Source organism: Streptomyces sp. CB00316 (assembly GCF_001905595.1).
Classification (GTDB): domain Bacteria; phylum Actinomycetota; class Actinomycetes; order Streptomycetales; family Streptomycetaceae; genus Streptomyces.
In genome coordinates this window covers 607,284-633,994 of sequence record NZ_LIXI01000002.1, presented here as the reverse complement: position 1 = coordinate 633,994, position 26,711 = coordinate 607,284, and the positions used below count along the sequence as shown (strand labels likewise).

General features: G+C 69.0%; 25 protein-coding genes and 2 tRNA genes. 16 read left to right on the top strand and 11 right to left on the bottom strand.

Features of this window, described 5'->3' with window-relative positions; translation table 11 throughout:
- Positions 1–854 precede the first annotated feature (854 nt).
- The 8 genes from dnaN to AMK21_RS06860 all read left to right on the top strand — a co-directional run bounded on the left by dnaN (position 855) and on the right by AMK21_RS06860 (position 10,815).
- A complete protein-coding gene (dnaN, locus tag AMK21_RS06895; protein WP_015609839.1) occupies positions 855–1,985 on the top strand; it encodes a DNA polymerase III subunit beta in 1,131 nt (376 codons plus the stop codon).
- Positions 1,986–2,121: 136 nt separating this feature from the next.
- Positions 2,122–3,006 carry a phosphogluconate dehydrogenase (NAD(+)-dependent, decarboxylating) gene (gnd, locus tag AMK21_RS06890; RefSeq protein ID WP_073875172.1) on the top strand — a complete coding sequence of 295 codons (885 nt, stop codon included), beginning with the start codon at positions 2,122–2,124 and terminating at the stop codon, positions 3,004–3,006.
- A 66-nt stretch (positions 3,007–3,072) separates the two neighbouring features.
- The gene (recF, locus tag AMK21_RS06885) at positions 3,073–4,203 is read left to right on the top strand and encodes a DNA replication/repair protein RecF (protein ID WP_073875170.1); all 1,131 of its coding nucleotides are present in this window, start codon (positions 3,073–3,075) and stop codon (positions 4,201–4,203) included.
- Between the two features lie 68 nt (positions 4,204–4,271).
- The gene (locus AMK21_RS06880) at positions 4,272–4,775 is read left to right on the top strand and encodes a DUF721 domain-containing protein (protein ID WP_018513883.1); all 504 of its coding nucleotides are present in this window, start codon (positions 4,272–4,274) and stop codon (positions 4,773–4,775) included.
- Positions 4,776–5,195: 420 nt separating this feature from the next.
- Positions 5,196–7,265: a DNA topoisomerase (ATP-hydrolyzing) subunit B gene (gyrB, locus tag AMK21_RS06875; RefSeq protein WP_073875168.1), complete on the top strand. Its 2,070-nt coding sequence runs from the start codon at positions 5,196–5,198 to the stop codon at positions 7,263–7,265.
- A 47-nt stretch (positions 7,266–7,312) separates the two neighbouring features.
- Positions 7,313–9,952, top strand: a complete 2,640-nt coding sequence (gene gyrA, locus AMK21_RS06870) for a DNA gyrase subunit A (RefSeq protein ID WP_073875166.1) — start codon at positions 7,313–7,315, stop codon at positions 9,950–9,952.
- 93 nt (positions 9,953–10,045) lie between these two features.
- Positions 10,046–10,666 (top strand): DUF3566 domain-containing protein, encoded by a 621-nt coding sequence (locus AMK21_RS06865; RefSeq protein ID WP_073875164.1) that lies wholly within the window; start codon positions 10,046–10,048, stop codon positions 10,664–10,666.
- 72 nt (positions 10,667–10,738) lie between these two features.
- Positions 10,739–10,815: transfer RNA gene (locus AMK21_RS06860), tRNA-Ile, on the top strand.
- Between the two features lie 55 nt (positions 10,816–10,870).
- On the opposite strand, the gene AMK21_RS06855 is transcribed toward AMK21_RS06860, so the two are convergent.
- From AMK21_RS06855 to AMK21_RS06835, 5 genes are read right to left on the bottom strand one after another with little or no spacing between them, the layout of a single operon-like run.
- The gene (locus tag AMK21_RS06855; RefSeq protein WP_073875162.1) at positions 10,871–12,028 is read right to left on the bottom strand and encodes a tyrosine-type recombinase/integrase; all 1,158 of its coding nucleotides are present in this window, start codon (positions 12,026–12,028) and stop codon (positions 10,871–10,873) included.
- Positions 12,028–12,207, bottom strand: coding sequence for a helix-turn-helix domain-containing protein (locus tag AMK21_RS06850; RefSeq protein ID WP_234421848.1), 180 nt, complete (start codon positions 12,205–12,207; stop codon positions 12,028–12,030). The genes AMK21_RS06855 and AMK21_RS06850 overlap by 1 nt, the downstream gene beginning before the upstream one ends.
- Positions 12,200–13,633 carry a replication initiator protein RepSA gene (gene repSA / locus AMK21_RS06845; protein ID WP_420712478.1) on the bottom strand — a complete coding sequence of 478 codons (1,434 nt, stop codon included), beginning with the start codon at positions 13,631–13,633 and terminating at the stop codon, positions 12,200–12,202. Before repSA ends, AMK21_RS06850 begins: the two co-directional genes overlap by 8 nt.
- Positions 13,630–13,842, bottom strand: coding sequence for a hypothetical protein (locus tag AMK21_RS06840; protein ID WP_073875160.1), 213 nt, complete (start codon positions 13,840–13,842; stop codon positions 13,630–13,632). Before AMK21_RS06840 ends, repSA begins: the two co-directional genes overlap by 4 nt.
- Entirely contained in the window at positions 13,839–14,399 is a 561-nt protein-coding gene (locus tag AMK21_RS06835) for a hypothetical protein (RefSeq protein ID WP_143194844.1), read from the bottom strand. The genes AMK21_RS06840 and AMK21_RS06835 overlap by 4 nt, the downstream gene beginning before the upstream one ends.
- A gap of 304 nt (positions 14,400–14,703) precedes the next feature.
- Here AMK21_RS06835 and AMK21_RS06830 point away from each other — a divergent pair, with 304 nt between their 5' ends.
- Together AMK21_RS06830 and AMK21_RS06825 are read left to right on the top strand one after the other, a co-directional pair.
- Positions 14,704–15,462 (top strand): GntR family transcriptional regulator, encoded by a 759-nt coding sequence (locus AMK21_RS06830; RefSeq protein ID WP_073875156.1) that lies wholly within the window; start codon positions 14,704–14,706, stop codon positions 15,460–15,462.
- A 521-nt stretch (positions 15,463–15,983) separates the two neighbouring features.
- Entirely contained in the window at positions 15,984–16,403 is a 420-nt protein-coding gene (locus AMK21_RS06825; RefSeq protein WP_073875154.1) for an NUDIX domain-containing protein, read from the top strand.
- A 445-nt stretch (positions 16,404–16,848) separates the two neighbouring features.
- On the opposite strand, the gene AMK21_RS06820 is transcribed toward AMK21_RS06825, so the two are convergent.
- A complete protein-coding gene (locus AMK21_RS06820) occupies positions 16,849–17,220 on the bottom strand; it encodes a DUF6344 domain-containing protein (protein WP_073875152.1) in 372 nt (123 codons plus the stop codon).
- 289 nt (positions 17,221–17,509) lie between these two features.
- Between AMK21_RS06820 and AMK21_RS06815 the strand changes: the two genes are divergently transcribed.
- Together AMK21_RS06815 and AMK21_RS06810 are read left to right on the top strand one after the other, a co-directional pair.
- Entirely contained in the window at positions 17,510–17,644 is a 135-nt protein-coding gene (locus AMK21_RS06815; protein WP_003958712.1) for a DLW-39 family protein, read from the top strand.
- A 380-nt stretch (positions 17,645–18,024) separates the two neighbouring features.
- Positions 18,025–19,344, top strand: coding sequence for a hypothetical protein (locus AMK21_RS06810; RefSeq protein WP_199863135.1), 1,320 nt, complete (start codon positions 18,025–18,027; stop codon positions 19,342–19,344).
- 15 nt (positions 19,345–19,359) lie between these two features.
- Here AMK21_RS06810 and AMK21_RS06805 read toward each other — a convergent pair whose 3' ends face one another.
- Together AMK21_RS06805 and AMK21_RS06800 are read right to left on the bottom strand one after the other, a co-directional pair.
- Entirely contained in the window at positions 19,360–20,742 is a 1,383-nt protein-coding gene (locus AMK21_RS06805) for a serine/threonine-protein kinase (protein ID WP_073875148.1), read from the bottom strand.
- Between the two features lie 121 nt (positions 20,743–20,863).
- Positions 20,864–21,412: a helix-turn-helix domain-containing protein gene (locus AMK21_RS06800; RefSeq protein WP_073875146.1), complete on the bottom strand. Its 549-nt coding sequence runs from the start codon at positions 21,410–21,412 to the stop codon at positions 20,864–20,866.
- 180 nt (positions 21,413–21,592) lie between these two features.
- Between AMK21_RS06800 and AMK21_RS06795 the strand changes: the two genes are divergently transcribed.
- Positions 21,593–21,665 (top strand) — tRNA-Ala (locus AMK21_RS06795).
- Positions 21,666–21,908: 243 nt separating this feature from the next.
- On the opposite strand, the gene AMK21_RS06790 is transcribed toward AMK21_RS06795, so the two are convergent.
- Entirely contained in the window at positions 21,909–22,418 is a 510-nt protein-coding gene (locus tag AMK21_RS06790) for a DUF3515 family protein (protein ID WP_073875144.1), read from the bottom strand.
- Positions 22,419–22,644: 226 nt separating this feature from the next.
- Positions 22,645–23,361: a DUF5324 family protein gene (locus tag AMK21_RS06785; protein ID WP_073875142.1), complete on the bottom strand. Its 717-nt coding sequence runs from the start codon at positions 23,359–23,361 to the stop codon at positions 22,645–22,647.
- 279 nt (positions 23,362–23,640) lie between these two features.
- On the opposite strand from AMK21_RS06785, the gene AMK21_RS06780 reads away from it, so the two are divergent.
- Both AMK21_RS06780 and AMK21_RS06775 read left to right on the top strand, forming a co-directional pair.
- Positions 23,641–24,168 carry a peptidylprolyl isomerase gene (locus AMK21_RS06780; RefSeq protein ID WP_073875140.1) on the top strand — a complete coding sequence of 176 codons (528 nt, stop codon included), beginning with the start codon at positions 23,641–23,643 and terminating at the stop codon, positions 24,166–24,168.
- Between the two features lie 147 nt (positions 24,169–24,315).
- Entirely contained in the window at positions 24,316–25,221 is a 906-nt protein-coding gene (locus AMK21_RS06775) for a rhomboid family intramembrane serine protease (protein WP_073875138.1), read from the top strand.
- Positions 25,222–25,513: 292 nt separating this feature from the next.
- On the opposite strand, the gene crgA is transcribed toward AMK21_RS06775, so the two are convergent.
- A complete protein-coding gene (gene crgA, locus AMK21_RS06770) occupies positions 25,514–25,768 on the bottom strand; it encodes a cell division protein CrgA (protein ID WP_073875136.1) in 255 nt (84 codons plus the stop codon).
- A gap of 142 nt (positions 25,769–25,910) precedes the next feature.
- Here crgA and AMK21_RS06765 point away from each other — a divergent pair, with 142 nt between their 5' ends.
- Positions 25,911–26,678, top strand: a complete 768-nt coding sequence (locus tag AMK21_RS06765; RefSeq protein WP_234421847.1) for a DUF881 domain-containing protein — start codon at positions 25,911–25,913, stop codon at positions 26,676–26,678.
- Positions 26,679–26,711: the final 33 nt, after the last annotated feature.

Here is a 26,711-nt window from a genome sequence, read left to right as displayed (position 1 = left end):
GCGCGAGGCGCCTTTCGTCGTTCCTGTCGTCGCTCCCGAGCGCCCCGGGAGCCCCGGAAGCGGTCGCGCCCGTGCCCGTGCTGTTCGAATACGGGCTGCTCAGAGGCCCTTCTCCACAGATGTGCGGGATTTCTTCCGTCCACAGCCTGGGGACTGGGAAGTTGTCCATATTGCGTCCACAGGCCCGGCTGCCGATACTCCATCAGAGCAGGTCACGCGGTTGGGGATTTGTGGTCAACCGTGATCCACAGCCTGTGGACAGATATCTCGTCCACAGGGGGAGCTCCCGGTTGTCCACCGTCGGCCCACAAGCTGGACGCTGTTGTCCCCAGCCCGGCCCGGCTTCTCCACACCTTTGTCCACTGTTCGGCAACAGAACACGCCCTCTCACCGCCCGGAGTGAAAGGCGTCACACCAAGCTGCCTGATTGGGCTGTGGGGAACGTGGGTAAAGCTGGGGACAGGCCTGGGGAGAAGTGACCCCCTCCTGTGCATCGGGTGTGCAGAACTTCCGCCCGTCCACAGAAAGCCCCGGTTGTCCACGGGTGCCACCCACAGGGTCGGTGGACAAAAAACCGGTGCTGACCTGCGCAAACGACGTTATCCACGGTTTCCACAGGGCCTACTACTACTACCACTCAGAGTTAGCTAGGAATCCGCTTCGAAGTGGGGCCTGTGTACAACTCGACCGGCGACTGCCTCGCAGCGTTTTGCTCGACTTGACCCCGAGCAGCAACGACTGTCGGTGCCGTGCGTCAGACTGGACCCCGGAGCCACCCCGGCCGTCGGCAGGGAGCTCCGGTCCAGACGACGAAGGCCAGCAGGGCGAGCGAGCAACAGCAGGAGGCGGTTCCGGTGAAGATCCGGGTGGAGCGCGATGTACTCGCGGAGGCGGTGGCCTGGGTGGCCCGCAGCCTCCCGGCCCGTCCGCCGGCGCCCGTTCTCGCGGGCCTTCTGCTGAAGGCCGAGGACGGAGCCCTCTCCTTCTCCAGCTTCGACTACGAGGTCTCGGCCAAGGTCTCCGTGGACGCGGAGGTCGACGAGGACGGCACGGTGCTCGTCTCCGGCCGGCTGCTCGCCGACATCTGCCGCGCCCTCCCCAACCGCCCTGTGGAGATCTCCACAGACGGTGTACGGGCCACGGTTGTCTGCGGCTCCTCGCGCTTCACCCTCCACACACTGCCTGTGGAGGAGTACCCGGCGCTGCCGCAGATGCCGACCGCCACGGGCACCGTCCCCGGTGAGGTCTTCGCATCGGCCGCCGCCCAGGTCGCCATCGCCGCGGGCCGCGACGACACGCTGCCCGTGCTGACCGGTGTGCGCATCGAGATCGAGGGCGACACCGTCACCCTCGCCTCCACCGACCGCTACCGCTTCGCGGTCCGTGAGTTCCTCTGGAAGCCGGAGGACCCGGAGGCCTCCGCGGTCGCCCTGGTGCCCGCCAAGACGCTCCTGGACACCGCCAAGGCGCTCACCAGCGGTGACACGGTCACCCTGGCGCTCTCCGGCTCCGGTGCCGGTGAGGGGCTGATCGGTTTCGAGGGCGCGGGACGCACGACGACCACGCGGCTGCTCGAAGGCGACCTGCCGAAGTACCGCACGCTCTTCCCCACCGAGTTCAACTCGGTCGCGGTCATCGAGACCGCCCCCTTCGTCGAGGCCGTCAAGCGTGTGGCCCTTGTCGCCGAGCGCAACACCCCGGTCCGGCTCAGCTTCGAGCAGGGCGTGCTCATCCTGGAAGCCGGCTCCAGCGACGACGCACAGGCTGTGGAGCGCGTCGACGCGGTACTGGAGGGCGACGACATCTCGATCGCCTTCAACCCGACGTTCCTGCTGGACGGTCTGAGCGCCATCGACTCCCCGGTCGCCCAGCTCTCCTTCACCACGTCCACCAAGCCCGCCCTGCTCAGCGGGCGCCCGGCCGTGGACGCCGAGGCGGACGACGCGTACAAGTACCTGATCATGCCGGTGCGCCTCTCCGGCTGACGCGGCTGATCCAGCTTTTCCCGGTGGGCCCGTTCGGCGCGGAGCGGGCCCACCGCGCTGTCGCCGGCCGGGCGTAGGCTCGGTCCTGGGCGGAGAACGCCCCGACGCTATCGCCACGACGCTTAAGGAATCTCTGATGGAGCTCGGTCTCGTCGGCCTCGGCAAGATGGGCGGCAACATGCGCGAGCGCATCCGCCGCGCAGGCCACACCGTCATCGGTTACGACCGCAACCCGGATGTCGCCGATGTCCACAGTCTCGAAGAGCTTGTGGGCAAGCTGAAGGGTCCGCGGGTCGTCTGGGTCATGGTCCCGGCCGGTGCCGCGACCCAGTCCACGATCGACGAGCTGGCCGAGCTGCTCTCGCCCGGCGACGTCGTCGTCGACGGCGGCAACTCGCGCTGGACCGACGACGAGAAGCACGCCGTCGAGCTGGGTCTCAAGGAAATCGGGTTCGTCGACTGCGGCGTCTCCGGCGGTGTCTGGGGCCTGGAGAACGGCTACGCCCTGATGTACGGCGGCAGCGCGGAGAACGTGGCGAAGGTCCAGCCGATCTTCGACGCGCTCAAGCCCGAGGGCGACTTCGGCTCCGTCCACGCGGGCAAGGTCGGCGCCGGCCACTTCGCGAAGATGGTCCACAACGGCATCGAGTACGCCATGATGCAGGCCTACGCCGAGGGCTGGGAGCTCCTGGAGAAGGTCGACTCCGTCACCGACGTGCGCGAGGTCTTCCGCTCCTGGCAGGAGGGCACGGTCATCCGCTCGTGGCTGCTCGACCTCGCGGTCAACGCCCTGGACGACGACGAGCACCTGGACAAGCTCCGGGGCTTCGCCGCCGACTCGGGCGAGGGCCGCTGGACGGTGGAGGCCGCGATCGACAACGCGGTGCCGCTGCCCGCCATCACGGCGTCCCTGTTCGCGCGGTTCGCCTCGCGCCAGGACGACTCGCCGCAGATGAAGATGATCGCCGCGCTGCGCAACCAGTTCGGCGGCCACGCGGTCGAGTCCAAGAACGAGAACTGATCGCGGCGCCGGCCGTACGCCGGCGCCGCGACAACCTGGAAGCACTGTCGGGAGAGGTCGGCCACCATGCACGTCACCCATCTCTCGCTGGCCGACTTCCGCTCGTACGCCCGGGTCGAGGTCCCTCTCGACCCGGGCGTCACCGCGTTCGTGGGGCCCAACGGGCAGGGCAAGACCAATATCGTCGAGGCCGTCGGCTATCTCGCCACCCTCGGCAGCCACCGGGTCTCCTCGGACGCTCCCCTCGTGCGGATGGGCGCCGAGCGGGCCGTGATCCGTGCGGCGGTGACCCAGGGCGAGCGCTCGCAGCTGGTCGAGCTGGAGCTCAACCCCGGCCGCGCCAACCGGGCCCGTATCAACAGGTCCTCGCAGGTCAGACCGCGTGACGTGCTCGGGATCGTACGGACGGTGCTGTTCGCGCCGGAGGACCTGGCCCTGGTCAAGGGCGACCCCGGGGAGCGGCGGCGGTTCCTGGACGAGCTGATCACCGCGCGCTCGCCCCGCATGGCCGGGGTCCGCTCCGACTACGAGCGGGTCCTCAAGCAGCGCAACACCCTGCTGAAGTCCGCCGCGATGGCCCGTCGCCACGGCGGCCGGTCCATGGACCTGTCCACCCTCGACGTCTGGGACCAGCACCTGGGACGGGTCGGCGCCGAGCTGCTCGCGCAGCGTCTGGACCTGATCGCCACGCTCCAGCCGCTGGCCGACAAGGCGTACGGGGACGTGGCGCCGGGCGGTGGCCTCGTGACCCTGGAGTACCGCAGCTCGGTGGGCGAGGACATCGACCCGGCGAGCACCCGAGACGAGCTGTACGAGCGGCTGACCGCGGCGCTCGTCGGGGTCCGTAAGCAGGAGATCGAGCGCGGGGTGACGCTGGTGGGCCCGCACCGGGACGACCTGGTGCTCGGCCTGCGGTCCATGCCCGCGAAGGGGTACGCGAGCCACGGGGAGTCCTGGAGCTACGCGCTGGCGCTGCGGCTGGCCAGTTACGAGCTGCTGCGTGCCGAGGGCAACGAGCCGGTGCTGGTCCTGGACGACGTCTTCGCCGAGCTGGACGCCCGCCGCCGGGAGCGGCTGGCTGAGCTGGTGGCACCGGGCGAGCAGGTGCTGGTGACCGCCGCGGTGGCGGAGGACGTGCCGGGCGTGCTGGCGGGGGCGCGGTACGCGGTGTCGGCGGGCGAGGTGGAGCGGGTATGACCGGCCGGGACGGAAAGCCGGGGAGCCCCGGGCAGCCTGAGCCGGTAGCGAGCCCGGCGCCGCCCGAGGTGTCCGGGGTCGACCTGGCCCGGGTCGCGCTGCGGGCGGCGAAGGAGCAGGCCAGGGCGCGGGGTGCGGCGGCCCAGCAGAAGAAGCAGGCGAGGCGGGGCGGCGGGCTGCGCTCCGGGGCCCGCTCGGACGGCCGCGATCCGCAGCCGCTGGGCTCCGCGATCAACCGGCTGATCACCGAACGCGGCTGGGAGACCCCGGCGGCGGTGGGCGGTGTGATGGGGCGGTGGCCGCAGATCGTGGGCGACGATCTGGCCAACCACTGCGTCCCGCTGCGCTACGACGAGGACCCGGCCGCGCGGGTGCTCACTGTGAGCTGCGACTCCACGGCGTGGGCGACCCAGCTGCGGCTGCTGGCCCCGCAGCTGGTGGCTCGGCTCAACGCGGATCTGGGGCAGGGCACCGTACGGATGATCAAGGTGCTCGGTCCGGGGGGCCCGGAGCGCCGGTTCGGGCCGCTGCGGGCGCCTGGCAGCAAGGGGCCCGGGGACACCTACGGATGAGCGCCCCGCTGCCTTCCGGCTACTGACCGGACCGCCGCTCCCCACCCCTGAGCTGCACTTTTGGCTAGATCTTGTCGTGTCCCTGATGCTCACGTAAGGGGCTTGGGACGGACCGGAGCTCCCGGTTCACCACGGTTCGTACCGGCGGAAACCGGGAGGTGCGGCCGGAGCGTCCCTCACCGTAGCGGGAGGTTGACAGGCCGAAGCGCTCAATGCCCGTCAGGGCCTCTTGGGGCCCCTCCCTGAATATGGGGAGTCGTCAACCGCCGATTCAGGGCGGCACATGCGTACTCAGGTACCGGCAAACCCCCATTCATGTCAGTGCTACCGGTAGACTGGTGAGTAATCCCGCTGCTGAGGCGGGAGTCGTCGATACAAGCCGAACGACGCAGCCGCTCCCGCCTGTCCGGAAGACGGCCTGTGCTGTGCCAGAAAGGGCGCTTCGTGGCCGATTCCGGCAACCCCAACGAGAACATTCCGTCCACAGCCGGTGAGTCGGGCGAGGCCACAGCCTCGTACGACGCCAGCGCGATCACCGTGCTGGAAGGGCTGGACGCGGTCCGCAAGCGGCCTGGTATGTACATCGGCTCGACCGGTGAGCGCGGCCTGCACCACCTCGTGCAGGAGGTCGTCGACAACTCGGTCGACGAGGCGATGGCGGGCCACGCGACCACGATCGACGTCACGATCCTCGCCGACGGCGGCGTGCGCGTGATCGACAACGGCCGTGGCATCCCGGTCGGCATCGTGCCGTCCGAGGGCAAGCCGGCCGTCGAGGTCGTGCTCACCGTGCTGCACGCGGGCGGCAAGTTCGGCGGCGGCGGTTACGCCGTCTCCGGCGGTCTGCACGGCGTCGGTGTCTCCGTCGTCAACGCCCTGTCCACCCGGGTCGCCGTCGAGGTCAAGACCGACGGATACCGCTGGACCCAGGACTACAAGCTCGGTGTCCCCACCGCCCCGCTGGCCAAGCACGAGGCCACGGACGAGACCGGTACGTCGGTCACCTTCTGGGCCGACGGGGACATCTTCGAGACCACCGAGTACAGCTTCGAGACCCTCTCGCGCCGCTTCCAGGAGATGGCGTTCCTCAACAAGGGCCTCACCCTCAAGCTGACCGACGAGCGCGAGTCGGCGAAGGCCACGGCGGGCGCCGACAGCGCCGAGGCCGTCGAGGTGCCCGAGGAGGAGACGACCCGCACGGTCACGTACCACTACGAGAACGGCATCGTCGACTTCGTCAAGTACCTCAACTCCCGTAAGGGCGACGTCATCCACCAGTCGGTGATCGACATCGAGGCCGAGGACAAGGACCGTCTCCTCTCGGCCCAGATCGCCATGCAGTGGAACACGCAGTACACCGAGGGGGTCTACTCCTTCGCCAACGCGATCCACACGCATGAGGGCGGTACGCACGAGGAGGGCTTCCGTGCGGCGCTGACCTCCCTGGTCAACCGGTACGCGCGCGAGAAGAAGCTGCTGCGCGAGAAGGACGACAACCTCACCGGCGAGGACGTACGCGAGGGTCTCACCGCGATCATCTCGGTGAAGTTGGGCGAGCCGCAGTTCGAGGGTCAGACGAAGACCAAGCTGGGCAACACGGAGGCTAAGACCTTCGTGCAGAAGGTCGTCCACGAGCAGCTGACGGACTGGTTCGACCGGAACCCGAACGAGGCCGCCGACATCATCCGCAAGGGCATCGCCGCCTCGACCGCCCGTGTGGCGGCCCGCAAGGCGCGCGACCTGACGCGGCGCAAGGGGCTCCTGGAGAGCGCCTCGCTGCCCGGCAAGCTGAGCGACTGCCAGTCGAACGACCCCACCAAGTGCGAGATCTTCATCGTCGAGGGTGACTCCGCCGGTGGTTCGGCGAAGTCCGGCCGCAACCCGATGTACCAGGCGATCCTGCCCATCCGCGGCAAGATCCTGAACGTCGAGAAGGCCCGGATCGACAAGATCCTCCAGAACACCGAGGTCCAGGCGCTGATCTCGGCCTTCGGCACCGGGGTCCACGAGGACTTCGACATCGAGAAGCTCCGCTATCACAAGATCATTCTGATGGCGGACGCCGACGTCGACGGCCAGCACATCAACACCCTGCTGCTCACCTTCCTCTTCCGCTTCATGCGGCCGCTGGTCGAGCAGGGCAACGTCTACCTCTCGCGCCCGCCGCTCTACAAGATCAAGTGGGGCCGGGACGACTTCGAGTACGCGTACTCGGACCGGGAGCGCGACGCCCTCGTGGCGCTCGGCAAGCAGAACGGCAAGCGGATCAAGGAAGACTCGATCCAGCGCTTCAAGGGCCTCGGCGAGATGAACGCCGAAGAGCTGCGCGTCACGACCATGGACGTCGACCACCGGGTCCTCGGCCAGGTCACGCTGGACGACGCGGCGCAGGCCGACGACCTGTTCTCGGTGCTCATGGGTGAGGACGTCGAGGCGCGGCGCTCGTTCATCCAGCGCAATGCCAAGGACGTCCGCTTCCTCGACATCTGAGTCGGCCGTACCAGCGACGCCGCAGCTCGAAAGGACTTTGACCAGCAATGGCCGACGAGAACACCCCTGTGACACCTGAACCCGTGATGCCCGAGGAAGCGATCGTCCCCGGTGTGGGCATGCGTGTCGAGCCCGTCGGGCTCGAGACGGAGATGCAGCGCTCCTATCTCGATTACGCGATGTCCGTCATCGTCTCGCGTGCGCTGCCCGACGTACGGGACGGCCTCAAGCCCGTCCACCGCCGGGTGCTGTACGCGATGTACGACGGCGGCTACCGCCCCGAGAAGGGGTTCTACAAGTGCGCCCGCGTCGTCGGTGACGTCATGGGTACGTACCACCCGCACGGCGACTCCTCCATCTACGACGCTCTGGTGCGCCTCGCGCAGCACTGGTCGATGCGCATGCCGCTGGTGGACTCCAACGGCAACTTCGGTTCCCCGGGCAACGACCCGGCCGCCGCCATGCGGTACACCGAGTGCAAGATGATGCCGCTGTCCATGGAGATGGTCCGGGACATCGACGAGGAGACCGTCGACTTCCAGGACAACTACGACGGCCGCAACCAGGAGCCGACGGTCCTGCCGGCGCGCTTCCCCAACCTGCTGGTCAACGGCTCCGCGGGCATCGCGGTCGGCATGGCGACCAACATCCCGCCGCACAACCTGCGCGAGGTCGCCGCCGGTGCCCAGTGGTATCTGGAGCACCCCGAGGCCTCGCACGAGGAGCTGCTGGACGCGCTGATCGAGCGCATCAAGGGCCCCGACTTCCCCACCGGCGCGCTGGTCGTGGGCCGTAAGGGCATCGAGGAGGCGTACCGCACCGGGCGCGGCTCCATCACGATGCGCGCGGTCGTCGCGGTCGAGGAGATCCAGGGCCGCCAGTGCCTGGTCGTCACGGAGCTTCCGTACCAGACCAACCCCGACAACCTCGCGCAGAAGATCGCCGACCTGGTCAAGGACGGCAAGGTGGGCGGCATCGCGGACGTCCGCGACGAGACCTCCTCCCGTACGGGGCAGCGCCTGGTCGTCGTGCTCAAGCGCGACGCGGTCGCCAAGGTCGTCCTGAACAACCTGTACAAGCACACCGACCTCCAGTCGAACTTCGGCGCCAACATGCTGGCGCTCGTCGACGGGGTCCCGCGCACGCTGTCGATCGACGCGTTCATCCGCCACTGGGTGACGCACCAGATCGAGGTCATCGTCCGGCGGACGAAGTTCCGGCTGCGCAAGGCCGAGGAGCGGGCGCACATCCTGCGCGGCCTCCTGAAGGCCCTGGACGCCATCGACGAGGTCATCGCCCTCATCCGGCGCTCCAACACCGTGGAGATCGCGCGTGAGGGCCTGATGGGCCTGCTGGAGATCGACGAGATCCAGGCGAACGCGATCCTGGAGATGCAGCTGCGCCGACTGGCCGCGCTGGAGCACCAGAAGATCACCGCCGAGCACGACGAGCTCCAGGCGAAGATCAACGAGTACAACGCGATCCTGGCCTCGCCCGAGCGGCAGCGTCAGATCGTCAGCGAGGAACTGGCCGCGATCGTCGAGAAGTTCGGCGACGACCGGCGCTCCAAGCTGGTGCCCTTCGACGGTGACATGTCCATCGAGGACCTGATCGCCGAGGAGGACATCGTCGTCACGATCTCCCGCAGCGGCTATGTGAAGCGCACGAAGACGGACGACTACCGATCGCAGAAGCGCGGCGGCAAGGGGGTGCGCGGAACGAAGCTGAAGGAGGACGACATCGTCGACCACTTCTTCGTCTCCACGACGCACCACTGGCTGCTGTTCTTCACGAACAAGGGCCGCGTCTACCGGGCGAAGGCCTACGAGCTCCCGGACGCCGGCCGGGACGCGCGCGGCCAGCACGTCGCCAACCTGCTGGCCTTCCAGCCGGACGAGAAGATCGCCCAGATCCTGGCGATCCGCGACTACGAGGCCGTGCCGTACCTGATCCTGGCGACGAAGGGCGGTCTGGTGAAGAAGACCGCGCTCAAGGATTACGATTCGCCTCGCTCGGGCGGTGTGATCGCGATCAACCTGCGCGAGATGCCGGACGGCGGCGACGACGAGCTGATCGGTGCCGAGCTGGTGTCGGCGGAGGACGATCTGCTGCTCATCAGCAAGAAGGCGCAGTCGATCCGGTTCACCGCGACGGACGACGCGCTGCGTCCGATGGGCCGTGCCACCTCGGGCGTCAAGGGCATGAGTTTCCGTGAGGGAGACGAACTGCTCTCGATGAATGTCGTCCGGCCCGGTACGTTCGTCTTCACCGCAACCGACGGCGGGTACGCCAAGCGCACCCCCGTCGACGAGTACCGCGTCCAGGGCCGCGGCGGCCTCGGCATCAAGGCTGCCAAGATCGTCGAGGACCGGGGCTCGCTCGTCGGTGCGCTGGTGGTCGAGGAGACCGACGAGATCCTCGCCATCACGCTCGGAGGTGGTGTGATTCGTACGCGAGTCAATGAAGTCAGGGAGACGGGCCGTGACACCATGGGCGTCCAACTGATCAATCTGGGCAAGCGGGATGCCGTCGTCGGCATCGCGCGCAATGCCGAGGCCGGTCGTGAGGCGGAAGAGGTCGATGGGGCCGATGATGCTGAGAGCGAGATGGCCGAGGTCCACGCCGAGAGCGTGGTAGAGGGCACTGTCGAGGGCACGGAGCCTTCGACCGGGGAGCACGAGGAGTAGAGCGTGAGTGGAGCCACGGGCGCCGGTTCGGCCGCTTCCGGAGCAGGAGCGAACGGTGCCCGTGGCCCTGCCACGGACTCCCAAGGGGGCACTGTGACGGACACACGAGGGCCTCAGCCCCAGTACGAGGGTTACGCGACCGGGCCGCTGCCCGGCGAGCGTGAGCCCGCACCGGGGCCGTCGGGGCCGTACCACCCGCCTCAGGCGTACCCGTCGCCGACGGGTGGCACCCAGGGCGGCCAGCAGCGCCCCGGGCAGGACGGGGGCACGCTGGGCGGCGCGCAGGGCGTGGGCGGCGCCCAGGCGACGCGTAAGCCGCGTACGGGGGCGCGGACCACTCCGCGTACCCGCAAGGCCCGACTGAGGGTGGCCAAGGCCGACCCGTGGTCGGTGATGAAGGTCAGCTTCCTGCTGTCGATCGCCCTGGGCATCTGCACGGTGGTGGCGGCGGCGGTCCTGTGGATGGTGATGGACGCCATGGGCGTCTTCTCCACCGTGGGCGGCACGATCAGCGAGGCCACCGGCTCGAACGAGAGCAACGGCTTCGATCTGCAGTCGTTCCTCTCGCTGCCGCGGGTGCTCATCTTCACGTCGGTCATCGCCGTGATCGACGTGGTGCTGGCCACCGCGCTGGCGACGCTGGGCGCCTTCATCTACAACCTGTCGGCGGGCTTCGTGGGCGGCGTCGAGCTGACGCTGGCCGAGGACGAGTAGCGCGCCCGGGTATCGATTTTGGGACTGGCCCCGACGTGCGCTAATCTTCAGAAGTCAGCGCGAGAGCGCGGCGGGGCTATAGCTCAGTTGGTTAGAGCGCATCCCTGATAAGGATGAGGCCACAGGTTCAAATCCTGTTAGCCCCACCAGCACGAAGGCCCCTCACCGGGAACGGTGGGGGGCCTTTGACATCTACGGCTGACATCAGCCGATCAGTGGATCTTCCAGGAGTTCCGCGAGCATCGTCACGGCCTCCCGCTCACCGTCGCCCACCACGTGGGTGTAGACGTCCATGGTCATGCTGATCTGGCTGTGCCGGAGGATCGCCTGGGCGACCTTGGGGTGCACCTTCAGGAACGCCAGCAGGGTGCCGCAGGTGTGCCGAGCGAGCCGCACTGTGATCCGGCGGACCCCGGCCCGCTTCACGAGCGCGTTGAAGCTCCGGGAGAAGCCCACGGGGTCGATCAGCCCGCCACGCTCCGACGAGAAGATCAGGTCCTGCCCCGGCTCCTGGCTCCAGCCATCGCCCACGATCCGCCGTTCGAGGTCTTGGAGCTCCCGACGCTCCTCCAGGGCGCGGGCGCAGAACTCCGGCAGCGGAAGCACGGCGTGCGAGGACTCAGTCTTGAGGTCTTTAAGAACCAGGCCGACACCCTTCACCCGCTGCACCTGCTTGAGCGGCGTGAACTGACGCTGATCGAAGTCAATGTCCTGCCAGCGCAGCCCCAGCACCTCACTCCGGCGCAGGCCGAGAACGAGCACCAGGACGCAGGCCGCGTACAGCCGGTGGGCCCGAGCGGACCGCAGGAACGTGATGGCCTCCCGCGCGTTCCACGGCTTCGCTTCCTTCTTCGTCACCTTCGGCATGTCCACCAGTTCGGCCACGTTCCGGGTCAGCAGCTCCTCGCGCACGGCCCGGTTCAACGCGTTCCGGAGGACTCGCAGCACCTCGAAGCGGGCGGCCGGCGGAACCTCCGTGCGCTTCAGCTCGGCCATGAACGAGCGGAGCTGAGCCGGGGTCAGCCGAACCAACGGCTTCTTGCCCAGATGGGGGACCAGGTACAGCCGCACCTTGGACTCGTACTTCACGTACGTGTTGTGCTCCCGGTTCGGCTTCACGATGTGCTCAAGCCAGTAGGCCAGCCACTCACCGAGCGACCAGGTCCGCGACGGCACCGGCACCCCGTTGCGCTCCTGCTCCTGGAGCTTGCCCAGCTTCTCCGCCGCCTCGTCGTACGTCGAGCCGTAGACGAACTTCCGCACCCGATGCCCGTCCGTGTTGGTCACGTACGCGGCACCCTGATAGCGCCCGTCCTTCCGCCTGGTGACGGTGCCCCCGCCATTGGGACGACGCTTCGCCATCAGGCAGCCTCCTCAAGACGGGACGCGAGGAACGCCCGCAGACCGTCAGCCGGGATACGACGGCTGGAGCCAATCGTCAGCGAGGGCAGGCGACGCGTACGGATCAGGTCGTAGACGGTGGTCCGGCCGACCTTGAGCCGGGCCATCACCTCAGGCACCGTCAGCAGCTCCTCAGACATCCCAGTCACCTCCATCTAGGTCTTCGAGTTCGGCGCGTACTTCGCGGGCGGTGGTGCGGCCGGTCTGGATGTCGCGGGCGATGGTGGCGGCGAGCCAGGATTCGCCGGGGGTGTGGCCGTGTCCGGCGTAGGTCCAGTGGGCGAGGGTCAGTGTGGAGCCCTCCGGGGCGTCGTCCGGGTCGGGCAGGCCGCGTTCGCGGCGCTCCTGGCGGGCCCGGTAGTCGGCCCTCACCTGGCGCAGTGCGCCGAGGGTGGTGGAGTAGGCGCGGGACTTGGTGGAGAAGTGGCCTCGGAAGCCGAGCATGTGGGCCCAGCGCCACAGCATCCGGTCCGGGTAGGCGTCGTCCAGGTCGTAGCACGCCTCGATCAGGTGACGGGCGTGGTCGGGCAGGTCGGGGAGCTTGTCCAGCTCGCCCAGCTCCCCGATGCGGCGGTCGACGGTGCCGGTGGTCTCGGCGGCTTTGGTGGCGTACTTCGCCACGTACGCGGCCACCGCCTCTTCCGACAGATCCTCGTTTGCGCTCCCGGCGCCGATGGGCCGGACGTCCACCTGCGTGCCCCATGCCAGCGTTCGGGCGGGGTGGTCGCCGGAGGGTGGGAGCGGGACCGTGGCGCGGGCGGCGGCCGCCTGGATCGCGTCCGTGAGTAGAGCGACGCTAGCCCAGCCCGGGGGCACGGTCTCGGGTCCGTCTGGGCCGTCGAGGCGGACGATGGCGTGGAAGTGGACCGCGCCGCGCTTCTGGAACTCTGCGACCTTCCCGAAGGAGACCCGGCACGCCTCGGAGGCGGCTTTCTGGGAAAGGCCGGCGCGGGCGGCGATCTCCCGGCGGAGGTAGATGGTGAACCTGCGCCAGAGGTCCCCGGCGTGGTTGTTCCACAGCACCGCGCCCGCGTAGTCGTACGTGGCCGGGTTCAGGGCGGTGCCGAGGAGCGGGGAGTCTTCGGGGTGGTCGGTGCCGCACCGGCAGACACCCTTGGTGGGCCGGTTGTGGACCGGGCCGAAGCTGGGGGCGGTGAGGGTTGCGAAGACCTTGGGGTGCGTGCGCACCGTGACCGGGGTCCCCTTGGCAACGTCGCCGGTGAGTCCGGCGCGGATGAGGTGGAAGGTGTCTCCGGCGTAGGTCCAGGCGCAGGAGGGGCAGCGGGAGGCCCGCCGGTTCCCGCAGGCGACGCGGAGGCGTCCGCCGGGTTCGCCCTGGGTGCTGTAGGAGTAGAGCACCTGCCCGGACTTGGCGTCGCGGGTGGTGGTCATGCCTTCCAGGTGGATCGGGTCCGAGCAGCCACCGGTACGGCGTACCTGCTCCTGCCACCGGTCGAAGCCGGGGGCGTTGGCGACACGTAAGAGGTCGGCCAGCGTCAGCGGGTCGGTGCCGACGATGGCGGCGGTACCGGCCACGGCCGAGGGCTCTACGGGGAAGGAGGTCACTGGTCGTCCTCCCTCGGGTAGCCGTGCCCGATCGGCGGGTAGAGGCCGCGCACCTTGGCGTCTTCCTCGGCGTAGTGCGCGTCATCGACCACGGTGAAGAACCGGGTGTAGGGGCGGACGTCGTGAGCGTCGAGGTACATCCCGATCTGCTCGGCCCGCTTCTCATCGGCCAGCTCGGCCGCGTCATGGCGTTCGTCGAAGAAGGTCACGCGACCACCGACACGCTCGGGCCGGGGAGGTGACCGGTGGGGTTGTGCCCAGGGCAGCTCTGGGATGCGATCGCAGTCGGGTCGTACGGGTCGAAGCAGACCTCGGACCAGCCGGTACCGCCACAGTGGCAGGCACCTTCGACCAGGGGGCGACGGCTCCGCGCGACAGCCGCAGCCGAGTAGGACACAGCATCCTGGCCGAGGGCGACGAGGTGGGCAATCGACTCCGCCCGGTTCAGCCTCCGGCTGTCGGGGAAGCGCAGACGATGGGCACGGATCTGCTCGCCCGTCGCGAGGTTGGACAGCGACAGGAGCCGGTAGCTGTGGGCGTAGGCCGCCGAACGGGACAGCTCCTCCAGCCCCAGCCGGATCGCACCCTGGATGATCCAGGCTACGAGCTGAGGCTTGTCACCTCGGCGGTAGCGATAGTTCCCCGGCATGTCGGACGCGTAGAGCGCGATCTTGCGCTCACCGCTCCACAGCTCCTCGACCGGGATCGAAGGCACCGCGACAGAGGTGTTCAGAGTGGCACGCGGAGCAACAAGCGTTGCAGGCATGATGGAAGCTCCCTCAGGGGATGGAGAGCGGCGCGCTGCTTGGCGGTAGGAGCGCCGCTCTCTGCTTGTCACGACGACGCGTAGTGACATCTCTAGAGAACTAGAGATGTCTAGAGATGTCAACGGTTTCAACGCTGCTCGAGTCGGATCGAGTGACGCTCATCGGGTAGGAGTCGCGTGAGTCGACTTACGCGTCTGCGCAAAGCTGCTGGTGCGGTGCGTGAATCAACTACCGGGGCTTCGTGGAGGTCGCGCGAAAGCGCCTCACGGTCCTAAGGTGTCTAGAGAGGAGAGGAATCCACGAATGGTCACGGAAGGTAGCGGTCGCGAGCCCAAGTACCGGCGGATCGCCAATGCCTTGAAGGCTGAGATCCAGTCCGGTGCGTTGGGCCCGGGAGCCCGTCTTCCTGGAGAAAACGACCTCATGGCGCAGCATGGTGTTGCGCGCATGACTGTCCGGCAGGCGTTGGGCGTGCTTCAGAGCGAAGGTTTGACCGAGGCACGCAAGGGTGCGGGAGTGTTCGTCCGCGCCTTCCAGCCGTTGCGGCGTCGTGGGATCCAGCGCCTGGCACGAGAGCAGTGGGGCGGTGGCCGCTCCATCTGGGAAGCAGATCTCGGTGGCCGAGACCTGGTTGTGGATCAGGTTGATGTGCGCAGGGGGACCGCTTCCGACAATGCGGCACGCGTGCTCGATCTAGGGGAAGGGGATGCTGCCTGCATCAGGAGTCGGCGGTTCGTCCTTGACGGGAAGCCGGTCCTGCTGGCGACGTCGTATCTTCCGAATGCACTGGTTGAGGGCTCACCCATCACCGAGGTGGATACGGGGCCGGGAGGCATCTACGCCCGCTTGGCCGAGCTAGGGCATAAGCCGGTCCACTTCCGCGAAGAGATCCGGTCGCGTATGCCTCTCCCCGAGGAGACGTCGAGGCTGGGCCTGCCCGCTGGCACACCTGTGATGCTTGTCTGCCGAACCGCGTTCGCTGAAGACGGCAGCCCCGTCGAGGTCAATGAGATGGTCTTGGATGCGGCGGCCTACGTCCTGGAGTACGACTTCGACGCCTGAGTCCCCCGGGCTGTAACAGGTTTCTCTACCTCATCAAGGCACCCGGCTGCGCTCCGCTCCGCCGGGCGCGCTTCCCGGCTCTGGCTGCGCCCGCGCTCCTGCCTTCGGCCCGCTCGGCGCTGCCGCCGCCGACGCGCGCCCGCTGTGTAGGCCCGTGGGGCATGAGACGAGAACCAAGCCCGCGGCTTCAAGAGGATGCCTCCGGCGGGGGCGCTCAGACTCCGGGATGGGAGGGGCGCCGTTCGCGAGTGCCGGCCGGAGCGTGGCGAGCGTTGTGGGGCTCCCATCCCGACCACCTTCGACCCAGGCAGAGCCGAGCAGTCGCGGCCCAGGGCGTCAAGGTCGTTCGTACAGTGGCGCGCTCCACCTTGACGCCCTGAACCACGACCGCTCCACGGAGTGTGGGTCGAAGGCGGACGGGATGGGAGCCGGGGTAGGTGGTGGGTAAACGAAGGTGGAAGGGTGCGGCTCAGCCCACGGTTTGTTGACTGGCCGAGGCACAGCGCTGGCAGACTGCTCATGTGTCGACTTCTGCGCAAGGCGCTACTCGGGCTCGGATCGTCGCGGCGTTCCTGCGCGACGGCAACAGGGTGTTGTTGTGTCACCGATCTCCCGAGCGCCGCTGGTACCCCGACGTCTGGGACCTACCCGGTGGACATGTGGAACCTGGAGAGCTTCCCGGCGCGGCACTGGCCAGGGAGCTGCACGAGGAGCTCGGGATCGAGGTCGCGGTGCCTTCAGGCCCGCCCATGCGGCAGATCCATACCGACGCTTTCGACATGCAGATCTGGCTGATCGAAAGTTGGACGGGAGCTCCGGTCAATGTCGCGTTGGACGAACACGATGCCATCGCGTGGTTCCAGGAAAACGAACTCGGAGAACTGCGCCTTGCTCACGACAGCTATCTTGCGATGTTCACCGAGGTACTCGCCGTGCGCTGAGCTTGACCGCTACCCCAGCGATGTCAAGTCCCGTTGGTGCGCCTGACACCAACGGCTGACACCAACAGCGGCGAACGCCAACGGCCGAGAGCGGCCCCCAGCGGTCGATAGGCGGTCGCCAGGCATGGATCCCTCCACCTCCCCCGGGGCCGTGATCGACCTGATAAGGATGAGGCCACAGGTTCAAATCCTGTTAGCCCCACAGAACGAAGACCCCCAGTCACCAGTGGCTGGGGGTCTTTGCGTTGAGCGGGTGGGCGGGGAGGGAACGGGGTGTACGGGCGGTCCTCGTCCAGTACAGGCCTCCGGTCGCGCGGAAGGGCAGAGCTCCGGTGTACGGCGCCGGCCCCGGGCAGCCGACGTACCTCACCGGCCCCGGGCGCACGGAAAGGCCCCCGGCCGGTGTGAACCGACCAGGGGCCCCGGAGTGCGGTGGGTGCCGGGATCAGGGGGGTGGCACCGGGGAGTCGCCTTCCGGGGCCGTGTGGTGGGAGGCGCCGGTGGTGCGGGTCGCGGCCGCCGGGTCGGCCGACAGGTGGCGGGTGGCCGGGGAGGAGCCGTGGGCCTCGGCCCGGATGCGCTGCTTCATCGTGGGCGGCAGGGCCCGGTCACGCGGAAGGGTCCATCGGACCGAGGGGGCGAATGGAGTTGCCGCCGTGGCGCCCGCGTGCTCCTGGGTCGTGGCGCTCGGCTGCGCGGCGGCGTTCGTGGCGTTCGCGGTGCTCGCCGTGGCGGTGGCGAGGCCCAGCGACGCCAGCAGGGCGAAGAAGGCGGTGATGAAGGCGGTCCAGATGCTCTTGGGCTGGAAGGTGCTCATGGCCCCTCGCTTTCGGGTGGTCCGGTTGCTGACTCTCCGATCATGTGGATCCGGGCCGCGATTTCGGGGAGCGACGCCCGCGCTGCGCCGATCTTCGGATTAACACCACTCGTATGGTGCAACCGGGCCTGACGGACCGTCCGGAACGCGTTACGGGGACCGGCGCGGGCCTTGCCGGGGCGCCGGGGCGGGCTGCTTTTGGGTTCCAGGCAGGTCACCGATCGGTATCGGCCGGTGTGTATAGTCGGCGGCAGAAGGCCCCTATTCCAAGGAAAGACGAGGTCGCGCGGTGAAGAAGCTTCTCCTGGTCGCACTGGCTGCCATCGGCGGGCTCCTCGTGTACCGCCAGATCCAGGCGGATCGCGCCGAGCAGGATCTGTGGACGGAGGCGACCGACTCCGTGCCCGCAGGTTCGGGTGTGTGAGACGACACAGTCTGTTACGGGCCCCGGTCGCTGAGCGGCCGGGGCTTCGTGCTGTCCGGGCCCCGGCGGTGTCGCCCGTGCTGATGCGCGATGACTGTGATGCCTCCCTCGTGAATTCACCTGAGCAAATCAGTAACTTGCTGAAGCAAAGGAACTGAAGGGGTGAGCCACAGCAGGAACGCGGACAAGAAGGGCAATCCTGCTGTGGCCGGAGACAGCAGCGGTGTGGGCGGGGCAGGATGGACCGGCCGTGCGGTCGCTGACGGAGCGGGCGCCCTCGTGATCACGGCCGGGGGAGCCCTGTACGCAGCCGTCGCAGGGCGGCCATTGCGGACGACGAGGGGAAGCGCGTGAAGAGGCGGCGCAACAGGGGGCGGGCGATGCTGGCGGCACTCGCCGCGATGTGCGCGACGGTGGTGGTGCTGCCGGGACACGCGTACGCGGCCGGCCCGCCGGCGTACGCCTTCGACCCCGACGCGAAGAACGTGCAGGGCGCGGAGCTCAACGCCGAGGCGTCGGTCCTGCAGCCGGGGGCGGTGTACCGCAGCTCGATCGAGCCGGGAGAGAAGCTCTACTACCGGGTGAAGCTCGACAGCCTCACGGACGCCTATGTCTCGGCGGTCGCGGTGCCCAAGAGCGGCGGCTCGGTGGCGTACGGGGACGGGATCACCATCAGCATCCGGACCCTCAACGACTCCCGGTGCAGCTCGAACCAGGCCACGTTCGGCTCGGGTGAGACCCCCCGGCCGATCGCGGCGTACGCCCACCGGACCATCGGCAAGGGAACGAGCACCACCTGCGAGGACGCCGGGCCCTACGACGTCCTCGTCGAGCGCGAGAGCAAGCCCACCTCCAGCCCCGAGGCCTGGAACCTGGAGCTGCGCTTCGTCGAGGAACCCGCGCTGAAGAGCGGCGGGCCCACGGAGACCACCGCACCGAAGGACTGGCCCTCGGCCACGCCCGCCCCGCTGGACGTCGAGGCGCAGAAGCGTACGGGCGGCAGCAGTTACTACGACGCCACCAGCCTGAGGGCCGGCGAGTGGATCGACGAGATCGCCCCGGGCCAGACCCGCTTCTACCGGGTGCCCGTGGACTGGGGGCAGCAGATCTACGCCTCCGCCGCGCTCAGCAACACCACGGTCGACGCTACGGAGTTCATCGGCAACGCCCTCACTCTGTCGCTGGACAACCCCGCCCAGGGGCACGTCACGGACACGTCCCTGTCGTACTCCGGCAAGTCCGCTACCACGGCGCTGAAGCCGCTGCCGCCGGTGGCGTACCGCAACCGGTACGACTACAGCTCGCGGGTCAGCACCCTGCGCTTCGCCGGCTGGTACTACCTGTCGGTGACGCTCAGCCCGAAGGTCGCCGAGAGCTACGGCAAGAACCCGATCGTGCTGACGATGTCGGTCCAGGTGAACAACGAGGCCGGTGACTCGCCGTACGACGGTGACCCCGGGATATTCGCGGTGACCGAGAAGGACAAGGAGCTGGCCCAGAGCGGCGACAGCGCTCCGAAGGCCGCGAAGAGCGCGACGATGCAGGTCGTCGCGGCGGGAGCGCTCGGGACGGGCACCGTGCTGGTGCTCGGGCTCGGTGCCTGGACGCTGCTGGCCCGCCGCCGCGCGGCCGCCGCCGGTGGACCCGATCCGGTCCAGCAGCAACCGCCGTTCGGGGGGCCGCCGCAGCAGGGCTGGTGACGGCCCGAGGGCCCGTCACATCTGGGTGAGCGCCCAGATGCCGACCGCGAAGCAGATCAGCGCCACCACCAGAACCGGGACCGCCACCCTCGGGGGCGGTCCCGGCCGCGTCAGCCGTAGGGGAACGGGTGCGGGGTCGGGGGAGGTCGTGGGGGCGTGCGCCGGAGCGCGGGCCGCGAGGGGCTGCTGCTGGTGGTGTGGCTGGTTCTGCTGCTGGGAGGTGTAGGGGCGGGTGGCCGAGGCGTCGTACGGAACGCCGGAGGTCGGCGCCTGGGAGGGGTCCGGGGCTCCGACGGAGTATGGGGAAGGCGACGGGGCGGCGGGCTGGGCGGGCAGCGGGGCCGGTGGTGGCGTGGGGGTGGACGTGGACGAGGGCTGGTGGAACTGGGGTTGCTGCGGCTGCGGTTGAGGCTGCTGTTGGGGCGGGGGCGCCAGGTGGAAGCTGCCGGTCTCCGACATGGAGACGGGCGGGGGCGGCGGTACGGGCGGCTGTGGTGCCCCGGATGCCTGAGGCGCCTTTACGGGGCCGTCGGGGCCGAACCCCGCGGGCAGCGGCCCGATCTGGTCGAACACCTCCACCGGCTCGTCGTCCGGACCGGGCTCGGGCAGCATCTCGACCGCCGCGGTCAGGGCCTTGCGCGCACCCGTCGCCGTACGGAACCTGGCCTGCGGGTCCGGCTGCAGCAGCCCGGCGAGCACCTGCCAGAGCGGCTCGGGGATGCCGTCGGGGGCACCCGGGGTGCCGTGGGCGGCGAAGTGCTCGACCAGCGCCTGGGAGTCGGGCTTCCGGCCCTGGAGAAGGTAGAGGGCGACCAGGCCGACCGCGAAGAGGTCCGCGGGGAAGTCGGGCTCGGCGCCCATCATCTGCTCGGGGGCGAAATAACCGGGCGTGCCGACCACGTAGTTGGTCTCGGTCAGCCGGGGCTCGCCCTTGCGCATCGAGATGCCGAAGTCGGAGAGGCGCAGATGCGGGCGGCCCGTTCCGGTCGCCTCCATGAGGATGTTGGCCGGCTTGATATCGCGGTGCACCACTCCTTCGGCGTGCACCGTGGAGAGCCCGGACAGCAGCTGGTCCAGGAGCAGGCAGACGAAGCGAGGCGGCAACGGGCCGTAGTCGCCTATGACATGGGCGAGTGACCCGCCTCTCACCAGGTCCATGGTGAACAGGACCTTGTCGTCGTCGGCGGCCCAGCTGGCCGGGGCGAGGACATGCGGGTGCTCGATGCGCAGTGCCTGCTCGCGGACGAAGCGCAACAGCGTGTGCGCGTCGCTCTGCTGCAGGACCTTGGCCGCGACGTACCTGCGGCGCCGTTGGTCCCAGGCCCGCCAGACGGCGCCGACCCCACCACGTCCGATCGGATCGATCAGCTCGTACCGACCAGCGAAGACCTCACCCATTGCGCTGTGCCCGCTCCCGTTTCCTGTTGTGGCCGCGGCGGCTCTGCGGGGACCAGGGACCCCGGCTGTGCGAGGCCCTGGCGCCGTCGTCGTACGGTCGTGCCGTCGTGATCCCGAGCCGCTAGCTCTGGTGTCCCTCGTAGTGCGCGACCGCGTCCGCGGTGCGGCCGGCTCCGTACACCCGGAGGAACTCTGCCAGTTCCGGGTGGGTCGGGGCGAGGGCGTCGGCGGCATCGATGATGTCGCCGGCAGCCGAGACCGACCTCAGCAGGGACTGGATCTCGCGCACCACGCGGCGGACGGTGGGAGCGCCGCCGGTCGACGTGGTCTGGCCTGTGCCGGTCAGGACGGACCCGCCCTGCGACTTCTTGATCTCTTCCATCCGGTCGGTGGCCTCGCCCGCGCTGACGCTCCCGTCCGCGACCTGGCTCGACAGCTCCTGAAGTGCCTGGACGCGCTGGACGACCGCCGGGTTGCCGATCTTGGCCCGCTGGCCGCTCATCAGCTGGGAGAGCATCGGGGCGGACAGTCCGAGAACCGCGGCAAGTCGTGCCTGGTTCAGGCCGAGATCGTCGATCAGCCGACGGAAGAGCGCCCCCAGCGGCTCCCCGTACCAACTGCGCTGAAGCTCTCTGGCTCTTGCCGTCGCCTCTTGCTGCGCTGCGTCCATTGCGTCTCCCCTTCGCTGCGGCTTCGCTGCTGCGAACCTTGTCGAGCATCTTACGGAGCGTGGTCGTCCACCGGGAGCCCCTATCCTTTTGCAAGATGGGGTGGAGCACCCGGTACTCTTGTCCCGGATGGTTGCCATGGCACGGACGTGTTTCGGCGTTGTCCTTGTTTGCTGTGTTTCGGGGCCTTAGCTCAGTTGGTAGAGCGCTGCCTTTGCAAGGCAGATGTCAGGAGTTCGAATCTCCTAGGCTCCACATCGACGAACACCCCCTGACCGACGGAAACGCCGGGCAGGGGGTGTTCCGCGTCGCGGACCGAAGATCGCGGGTTCGTCGCGGGCCGACGATCGGTGGGCCGGCGGATCGGTGGATCCGTGGACCGGTCAGGACGTCGGACCGGCCCTCACGGTGAAGTCGCTGAGCAGAAGCAAAGCGGTCGGCACGGCGGTCTTCCCGCCGGGCGGTGTGCCTCCCCCGCATACTGCCTGACCAGCGGCGTCATGCGGAGGGCGACGGAGGCTGCACGTCGTCGAGGTTGATGCACTTCGTGTACGTCTTCACGGGCTCGACCAGTGCGGACAGGTCGACCAGGACGTCGTCCACGGCGGCTACGCCGTCGGAGACCACGGCCTCCACGGCCGGGTCGCGGCCGTAGGTGACGACCACCTTCCCGCCGCCCTTCGAGCGGTCCTCGCGGAAGACCCAGTCCACGCCCTCGACGGTCGCGCACGGGTCGAGGGTCGGTACGGGCAGCTCGACACCGCAGCGGAGCACGATCGTGTTCTCGCCCCAGACCGCGACTCCGGGACGGTCGGTGAACGTCAGCTCCAGGCCGCCGAGGCGGTCCGGGTAGCGGTCGGCGAGATGCTTGCAGGCCGCGTCGCCGGCGTGCGGTGCGGAGGTGACGCCTTCCCCCGGGGAGTTTGCCCCGCACGACACCAGGACACCGGCGGCCAGTGCGGAGGCCGCCGCCGCGAGGACGGCCCGCGGCCGGGGGATGCGCTCCACAGGAAGGACCTTTCGTGAGGGCGGGGACGCCGGCGCCTGCGCCGGCCCCTCGTGGCTCAGTGTGTCACCCGTCCATCGGCAGGCTGTGGGCGAGGGGCGGTGACCGCCTGGAGTGCTCGGGGGCCGGGCCGCAGGCGCCACGAGAACGCCGGCCCCCCAGGGCCGGTGAAGGCCTGCGGGGGACCGGCGTTCTCTTCTTCTGGATGCGGATACGAGGTCGGCGCCCTCAGGGGCGGTCGTCGAGGCCCGGGGTGCCCCCGTCGGCCTCGGCCTCGGCCTGCTTGGCCTTGACCTCCGGGTCGAGCACGGCCTGGCCGCTGCCGTCGACCGAGTTCAGCGGCGAGCGGTCGTCGCCCACCTCGGTGGCGACGGGCGGCTCGACCAGCCAGTCGGGGTTGGCCTGCTTGTCCCACCAGCGCCATGCGGCATAGGCCCCGCCGGCGACGATGCCCAGCACCAGAAGCCCCTTGGTCGCCCGGCCGGCCCTCTCCCGCCGCTCGTGCTTGCGGGCCAGCTTCTGGATCTCCTTGGCCGTGACGTTGCTCCGCAGTGCGGCCAGTGCGGCGGCGCTCCGGGCGGTCGCCTGCTCGGCGACCGGCACGGCCACCGCCCTGGCGTGCTCGACGCGCGGCGCGGTGTAGTCGGCGGCGGTCCGGGCGGCCTTCCGGGTCGAGTGCGCCGCACGCTGCGCGGCCTCGTCGACCTTCGGCGGCACATGGGTCAGGGCCTGTTCGAGACGCGGTGCGAGATGGGACTCGTACTGGACTCGGGCCTGCTTGGCGGCCTTGGTCACCTTGGGCGCGAGCTGGACACGGGCCTCGTGCGCGTAATGCGCAGCCTGCTTCTTGGCCGTGTCGGCGTACGGCGCCACCACTTCCGCGGCGTGCTGCGCGCTGTCCCTGGCCGAGTCGGTTGCGGCGCGCACGCTGTCGATGCGGGTCACGGGATCCTCCTCCTTGGTGGCGGGTAGGTACTCCGCCTGTCCGCCCCATGCGAAATCATGCCTGTCGCGGCCATGACCGGCACTCAGGACGGGCATCCGGGTCATGATCGCTGTTTCCGTCAAAACAGTTCAAGTCGGTAAAACAGTGCAAGTGAAGTGTGCCGACGACAATGCCATGGTTCGGCGCTTAACGCGCCGTTCCGCCAGGCATCCGGCCCTACATTTCCCGGTACGTGGGAGGATCGGCGGACGTCAGCGAAGGATTACGGAAGGCAGATCGTGGCCGAGGAGCTTTACGCCACCTTGAAGACCAGCCAGGGCGACATCGAGATCCGGCTACTGCCGAACCACGCCCCCAGGACGGTCAGGAACTTCGTCGAGCTGGCCACCGGACAGCGCGAGTGGACCAACCCCGAGACCGGCGCGAAGTCCACGGACCGGCTGTACGACGGCACCGTCTTCCACCGGGTCATCAGCGGGTTCATGATCCAGGGCGGCGACCCGCTGGGCAACGGCACGGGCGGCCCGGGCTACAAGTTCCCCGACGAGTTCCATCCGGAGCTGGCCTTCACCAAGCCGTACCTGCTGGCCATGGCCAACGCGGGCCCGGGGACCAACGGCTCGCAGTTCTTCCTGACCGTCTCGCCCACCGCCTGGCTGACCGGCAAGCACACCATCTTCGGCGAGGTCGCCGACGAGGCGGGCCGCAAGGTCGTCGACGCCATCGCGGCCACTCCGACCAACCCGCGTACCGACCGCCCGGTGCAGGACGTGGTCATCGAGTCGGTCGTCGTCGAGACCCGCTGACCGGCGCACCCCGGCGGCCCGCGGCGGGTGCGGCGGCAGCCGTACGGGAACCAACCGCCCTGCCCGTCCGTACTGTTACATAGCGGACCAGCGGGGCGGCCGTGCGTGCGGTGCCCCGGGGTGAGACCGAGAGGCAGGCCAGGACCGATGGACCAGCAGCCGCCGGCGGGCCGGGGCGTACCGGAGGGCGGGGAGACCGTGCCGACGTGCTACCGGCACCCCGACCGGGAGACCGGGATCAGCTGCACGCGCTGCGAGCGGCCGATCTGCACCGAGTGCATGGTCAGCGCCTCCGTCGGCTTCCAGTGCCCCGACTGCGTACGCCAGGGCTCGGGCACCGGCCACCACCCGGCCGCGAGCATGCCCCGCACGCTGGCCGGCGGCACCGTGGCCGCCGATCCGCGGCTGGTCACCAAGATCCTGCTCGGCATCAACCTCTTGGTCTTCGTGCTGGTCGCGGCCGCCCCCGAATCCCTGCTCGAGGATCTGGTGCTGCTCGGCCGGGCCTGGGATCCTACGCCGCCGCCGGGGTCGGTCGAGGGCATCGCCGAGGGCCAGTGGTATCGCCTGGTGACCTCGATGTTCCTGCACCAGGAGGTATGGCACATCGGGTTCAACATGCTGGGTCTGTGGTGGCTCGGCGGACCGCTGGAGGCCGCGCTCGGCCGCGTCCGCTATCTCGCGCTCTATCTGCTCTCGGGCCTCGCGGGCAGCGCCCTGACCTATCTGGTCGCCGCGCCGAACCAGCCGTCGCTCGGCGCCTCCGGTGCGATCTTCGGCCTGCTGGGCGCCACCGCGGTCCTGATACGCCGGATGAACTACGACATGCGCCCGGTGCTGATCCTGCTGGCGCTGAACCTGGTCTTCACCTTCACCATGGGCGGGATCGCGTGGGAGGCCCATGTCGGCGGTCTCGTCGCGGGCGTCCTGATCGCGGTAGGGCTGGTGCACGCGCCGCGCGAGCGCCGTACGGCCGTGCAGGCCGGGACCTGTGCGCTGGTGCTGCTGGCGTCGGTGGCGATCATCGTGGCGCGCACGATGTCCCTGAGCTGAGCCGCGTATGCGGCGCTCATAGGAGCGGGAAGGGGGAGTCTGCCCCCAGGGCAGACCCCAGTTGTCCACAGTGAGGGCGGGATCTTGTGCATGGCAAGGGGAACATCTGTGCCCACCGTCACTGAGCTGGGTTTTTCCTGCTGGTAAACGAGCTGCAGCCCCCCTCGGGGAGGGAGGCTGCAGTCACACCGGCGTCAACTTGGGTGCAGGTTATCCACAGATCGTCTGACCTTTTCCCCCGGCTGTGGATAACTCTGTGGGTAACTCAGGGCAAGGCTTGCGTGAGGGCGCGCTACTTCCACTGTGTGGAGACGGCGAAGCCACCGGCGATGAAGCCGAACCCCACGACGATGTTCCAGTTGCCCAGGGCGTCGATCGGCAGATCGCCTTCGGTCACGTAGAACACCACGATCCAGGCCAGGCCGATGAGGAACAGGGCCAGCATCACCGGAGCGACCCAGCTGCGGTTGGTCAGCTTTATAGCGGTTGCCTGCTTCGCCGGGGGCGGCGAGAAGTCGGCCTTCTTGCGGATACGTGACTTCGGCACGAGGGACTCTCCTGTCGATGCGCTGCGTGACCGCGCAGGGATCTGTGGCGGGCGCCGGGGCGGGGATGCCAGGGGGCATGCTGCCTCCCCCGGGCGTCCGTTAGCGTAGTGCTTCCATGGCGCCCGATGAGATAAGGGTACGTTGAGCAATCCTGCCGACTCTCCCGAAGGCCCGGTCCGGCACACCTCCGTGTGGGCGGCCCGGGTGCTCACCGCTGCTGTTTTCGCCCTGGCCGGACTGATCTTCGTCACCAGCGCCAACACGGCCAAGGGCACCAATCTGCGCAGTGACTCCTCCCTGCTCAAGCTCTCCGACCTGATCAAGGAACGCAGCGAGAACAACGCCGAACTGAACGACTCGGTCGCCTCCGCGCGGGCGGACGTCGACGCGCTCGCCCAGCGCGACGACGGCTCCACCGAGGCCGAGGACGCCAAGCTGAAGGCCCTGGAGAAGGCGGCCGGCACCACGAAGATCACCGGCGACGCCGTCAGCGTCACCCTGAACGACGCGCCCCCCGACGCCACCGCCAACCCCGGCTACCCCGAGCCCCAGCCCAACGACCTGGTCATCCACCAGCAGGACCTCCAGGCCGTGGTGAACGCCCTCTGGCAGGGCGGGGCGCGCGGGATCCAGGTGATGGACCAGCGGCTGATCTCCACCAGCGCGGTCCGCTGTGTCGGCAACACCCTGATCCTCCAGGGCCGCGTCTACTCCCCGCCGTACAAGGTCACCGCCGTGGGCGACCCCGGCAAGCTCAAGCAGGCGCTCGACAACTCCACGGCGATCCAGAACTACCGGCTGTACGTGAAGGCGTACGGGCTGGGCTGGAAAGTCGACGAGGACGACGCGGTGACTCTTCCCGGCTACTCGGGCACAGTGGACCTCCACTACGCCAAGCCTGTGGAGTGAACCCGGGCTGATCCCCCGGGGAGGCCGTCCGGT

Excerpts from the sequence above, each read along its gene's own strand:
- recF (WP_073875170.1), top strand. The coding sequence starts at position 3,073 with ATGCACGTCACCCATCTCTCGCTGGCCGACTTCCGCTCGTACGCCCGG.
- AMK21_RS06775 (WP_073875138.1), top strand. The coding sequence starts at position 24,316 with ATGGACCAGCAGCCGCCGGCGGGCCGGGGCGTACCGGAGGGCGGGGAG.
- AMK21_RS06810 (WP_199863135.1), top strand. The coding sequence starts at position 18,025 with ATGCTGGCGGCACTCGCCGCGATGTGCGCGACGGTGGTGGTGCTGCCG.
- AMK21_RS06850 (WP_234421848.1), bottom strand. The coding sequence starts at position 12,207 with ATGTCTGAGGAGCTGCTGACGGTGCCTGAGGTGATGGCCCGGCTCAAG.
- gnd (WP_073875172.1), top strand. The coding sequence starts at position 2,122 with ATGGAGCTCGGTCTCGTCGGCCTCGGCAAGATGGGCGGCAACATGCGC.
- AMK21_RS06835 (WP_143194844.1), bottom strand. The coding sequence starts at position 14,399 with ATGCCTGCAACGCTTGTTGCTCCGCGTGCCACTCTGAACACCTCTGTC.
- AMK21_RS06830 (WP_073875156.1), top strand. The coding sequence starts at position 14,704 with ATGGTCACGGAAGGTAGCGGTCGCGAGCCCAAGTACCGGCGGATCGCC.
- AMK21_RS06805 (WP_073875148.1), bottom strand. The coding sequence starts at position 20,742 with ATGGGTGAGGTCTTCGCTGGTCGGTACGAGCTGATCGATCCGATCGGA.
- AMK21_RS06820 (WP_073875152.1), bottom strand. The coding sequence starts at position 17,220 with ATGAGCACCTTCCAGCCCAAGAGCATCTGGACCGCCTTCATCACCGCC.
- gyrA (WP_073875166.1), top strand. The coding sequence starts at position 7,313 with ATGGCCGACGAGAACACCCCTGTGACACCTGAACCCGTGATGCCCGAG.
- AMK21_RS06855 (WP_073875162.1), bottom strand. The coding sequence starts at position 12,028 with ATGGCGAAGCGTCGTCCCAATGGCGGGGGCACCGTCACCAGGCGGAAG.
- AMK21_RS06800 (WP_073875146.1), bottom strand. The coding sequence starts at position 21,412 with ATGGACGCAGCGCAGCAAGAGGCGACGGCAAGAGCCAGAGAGCTTCAG.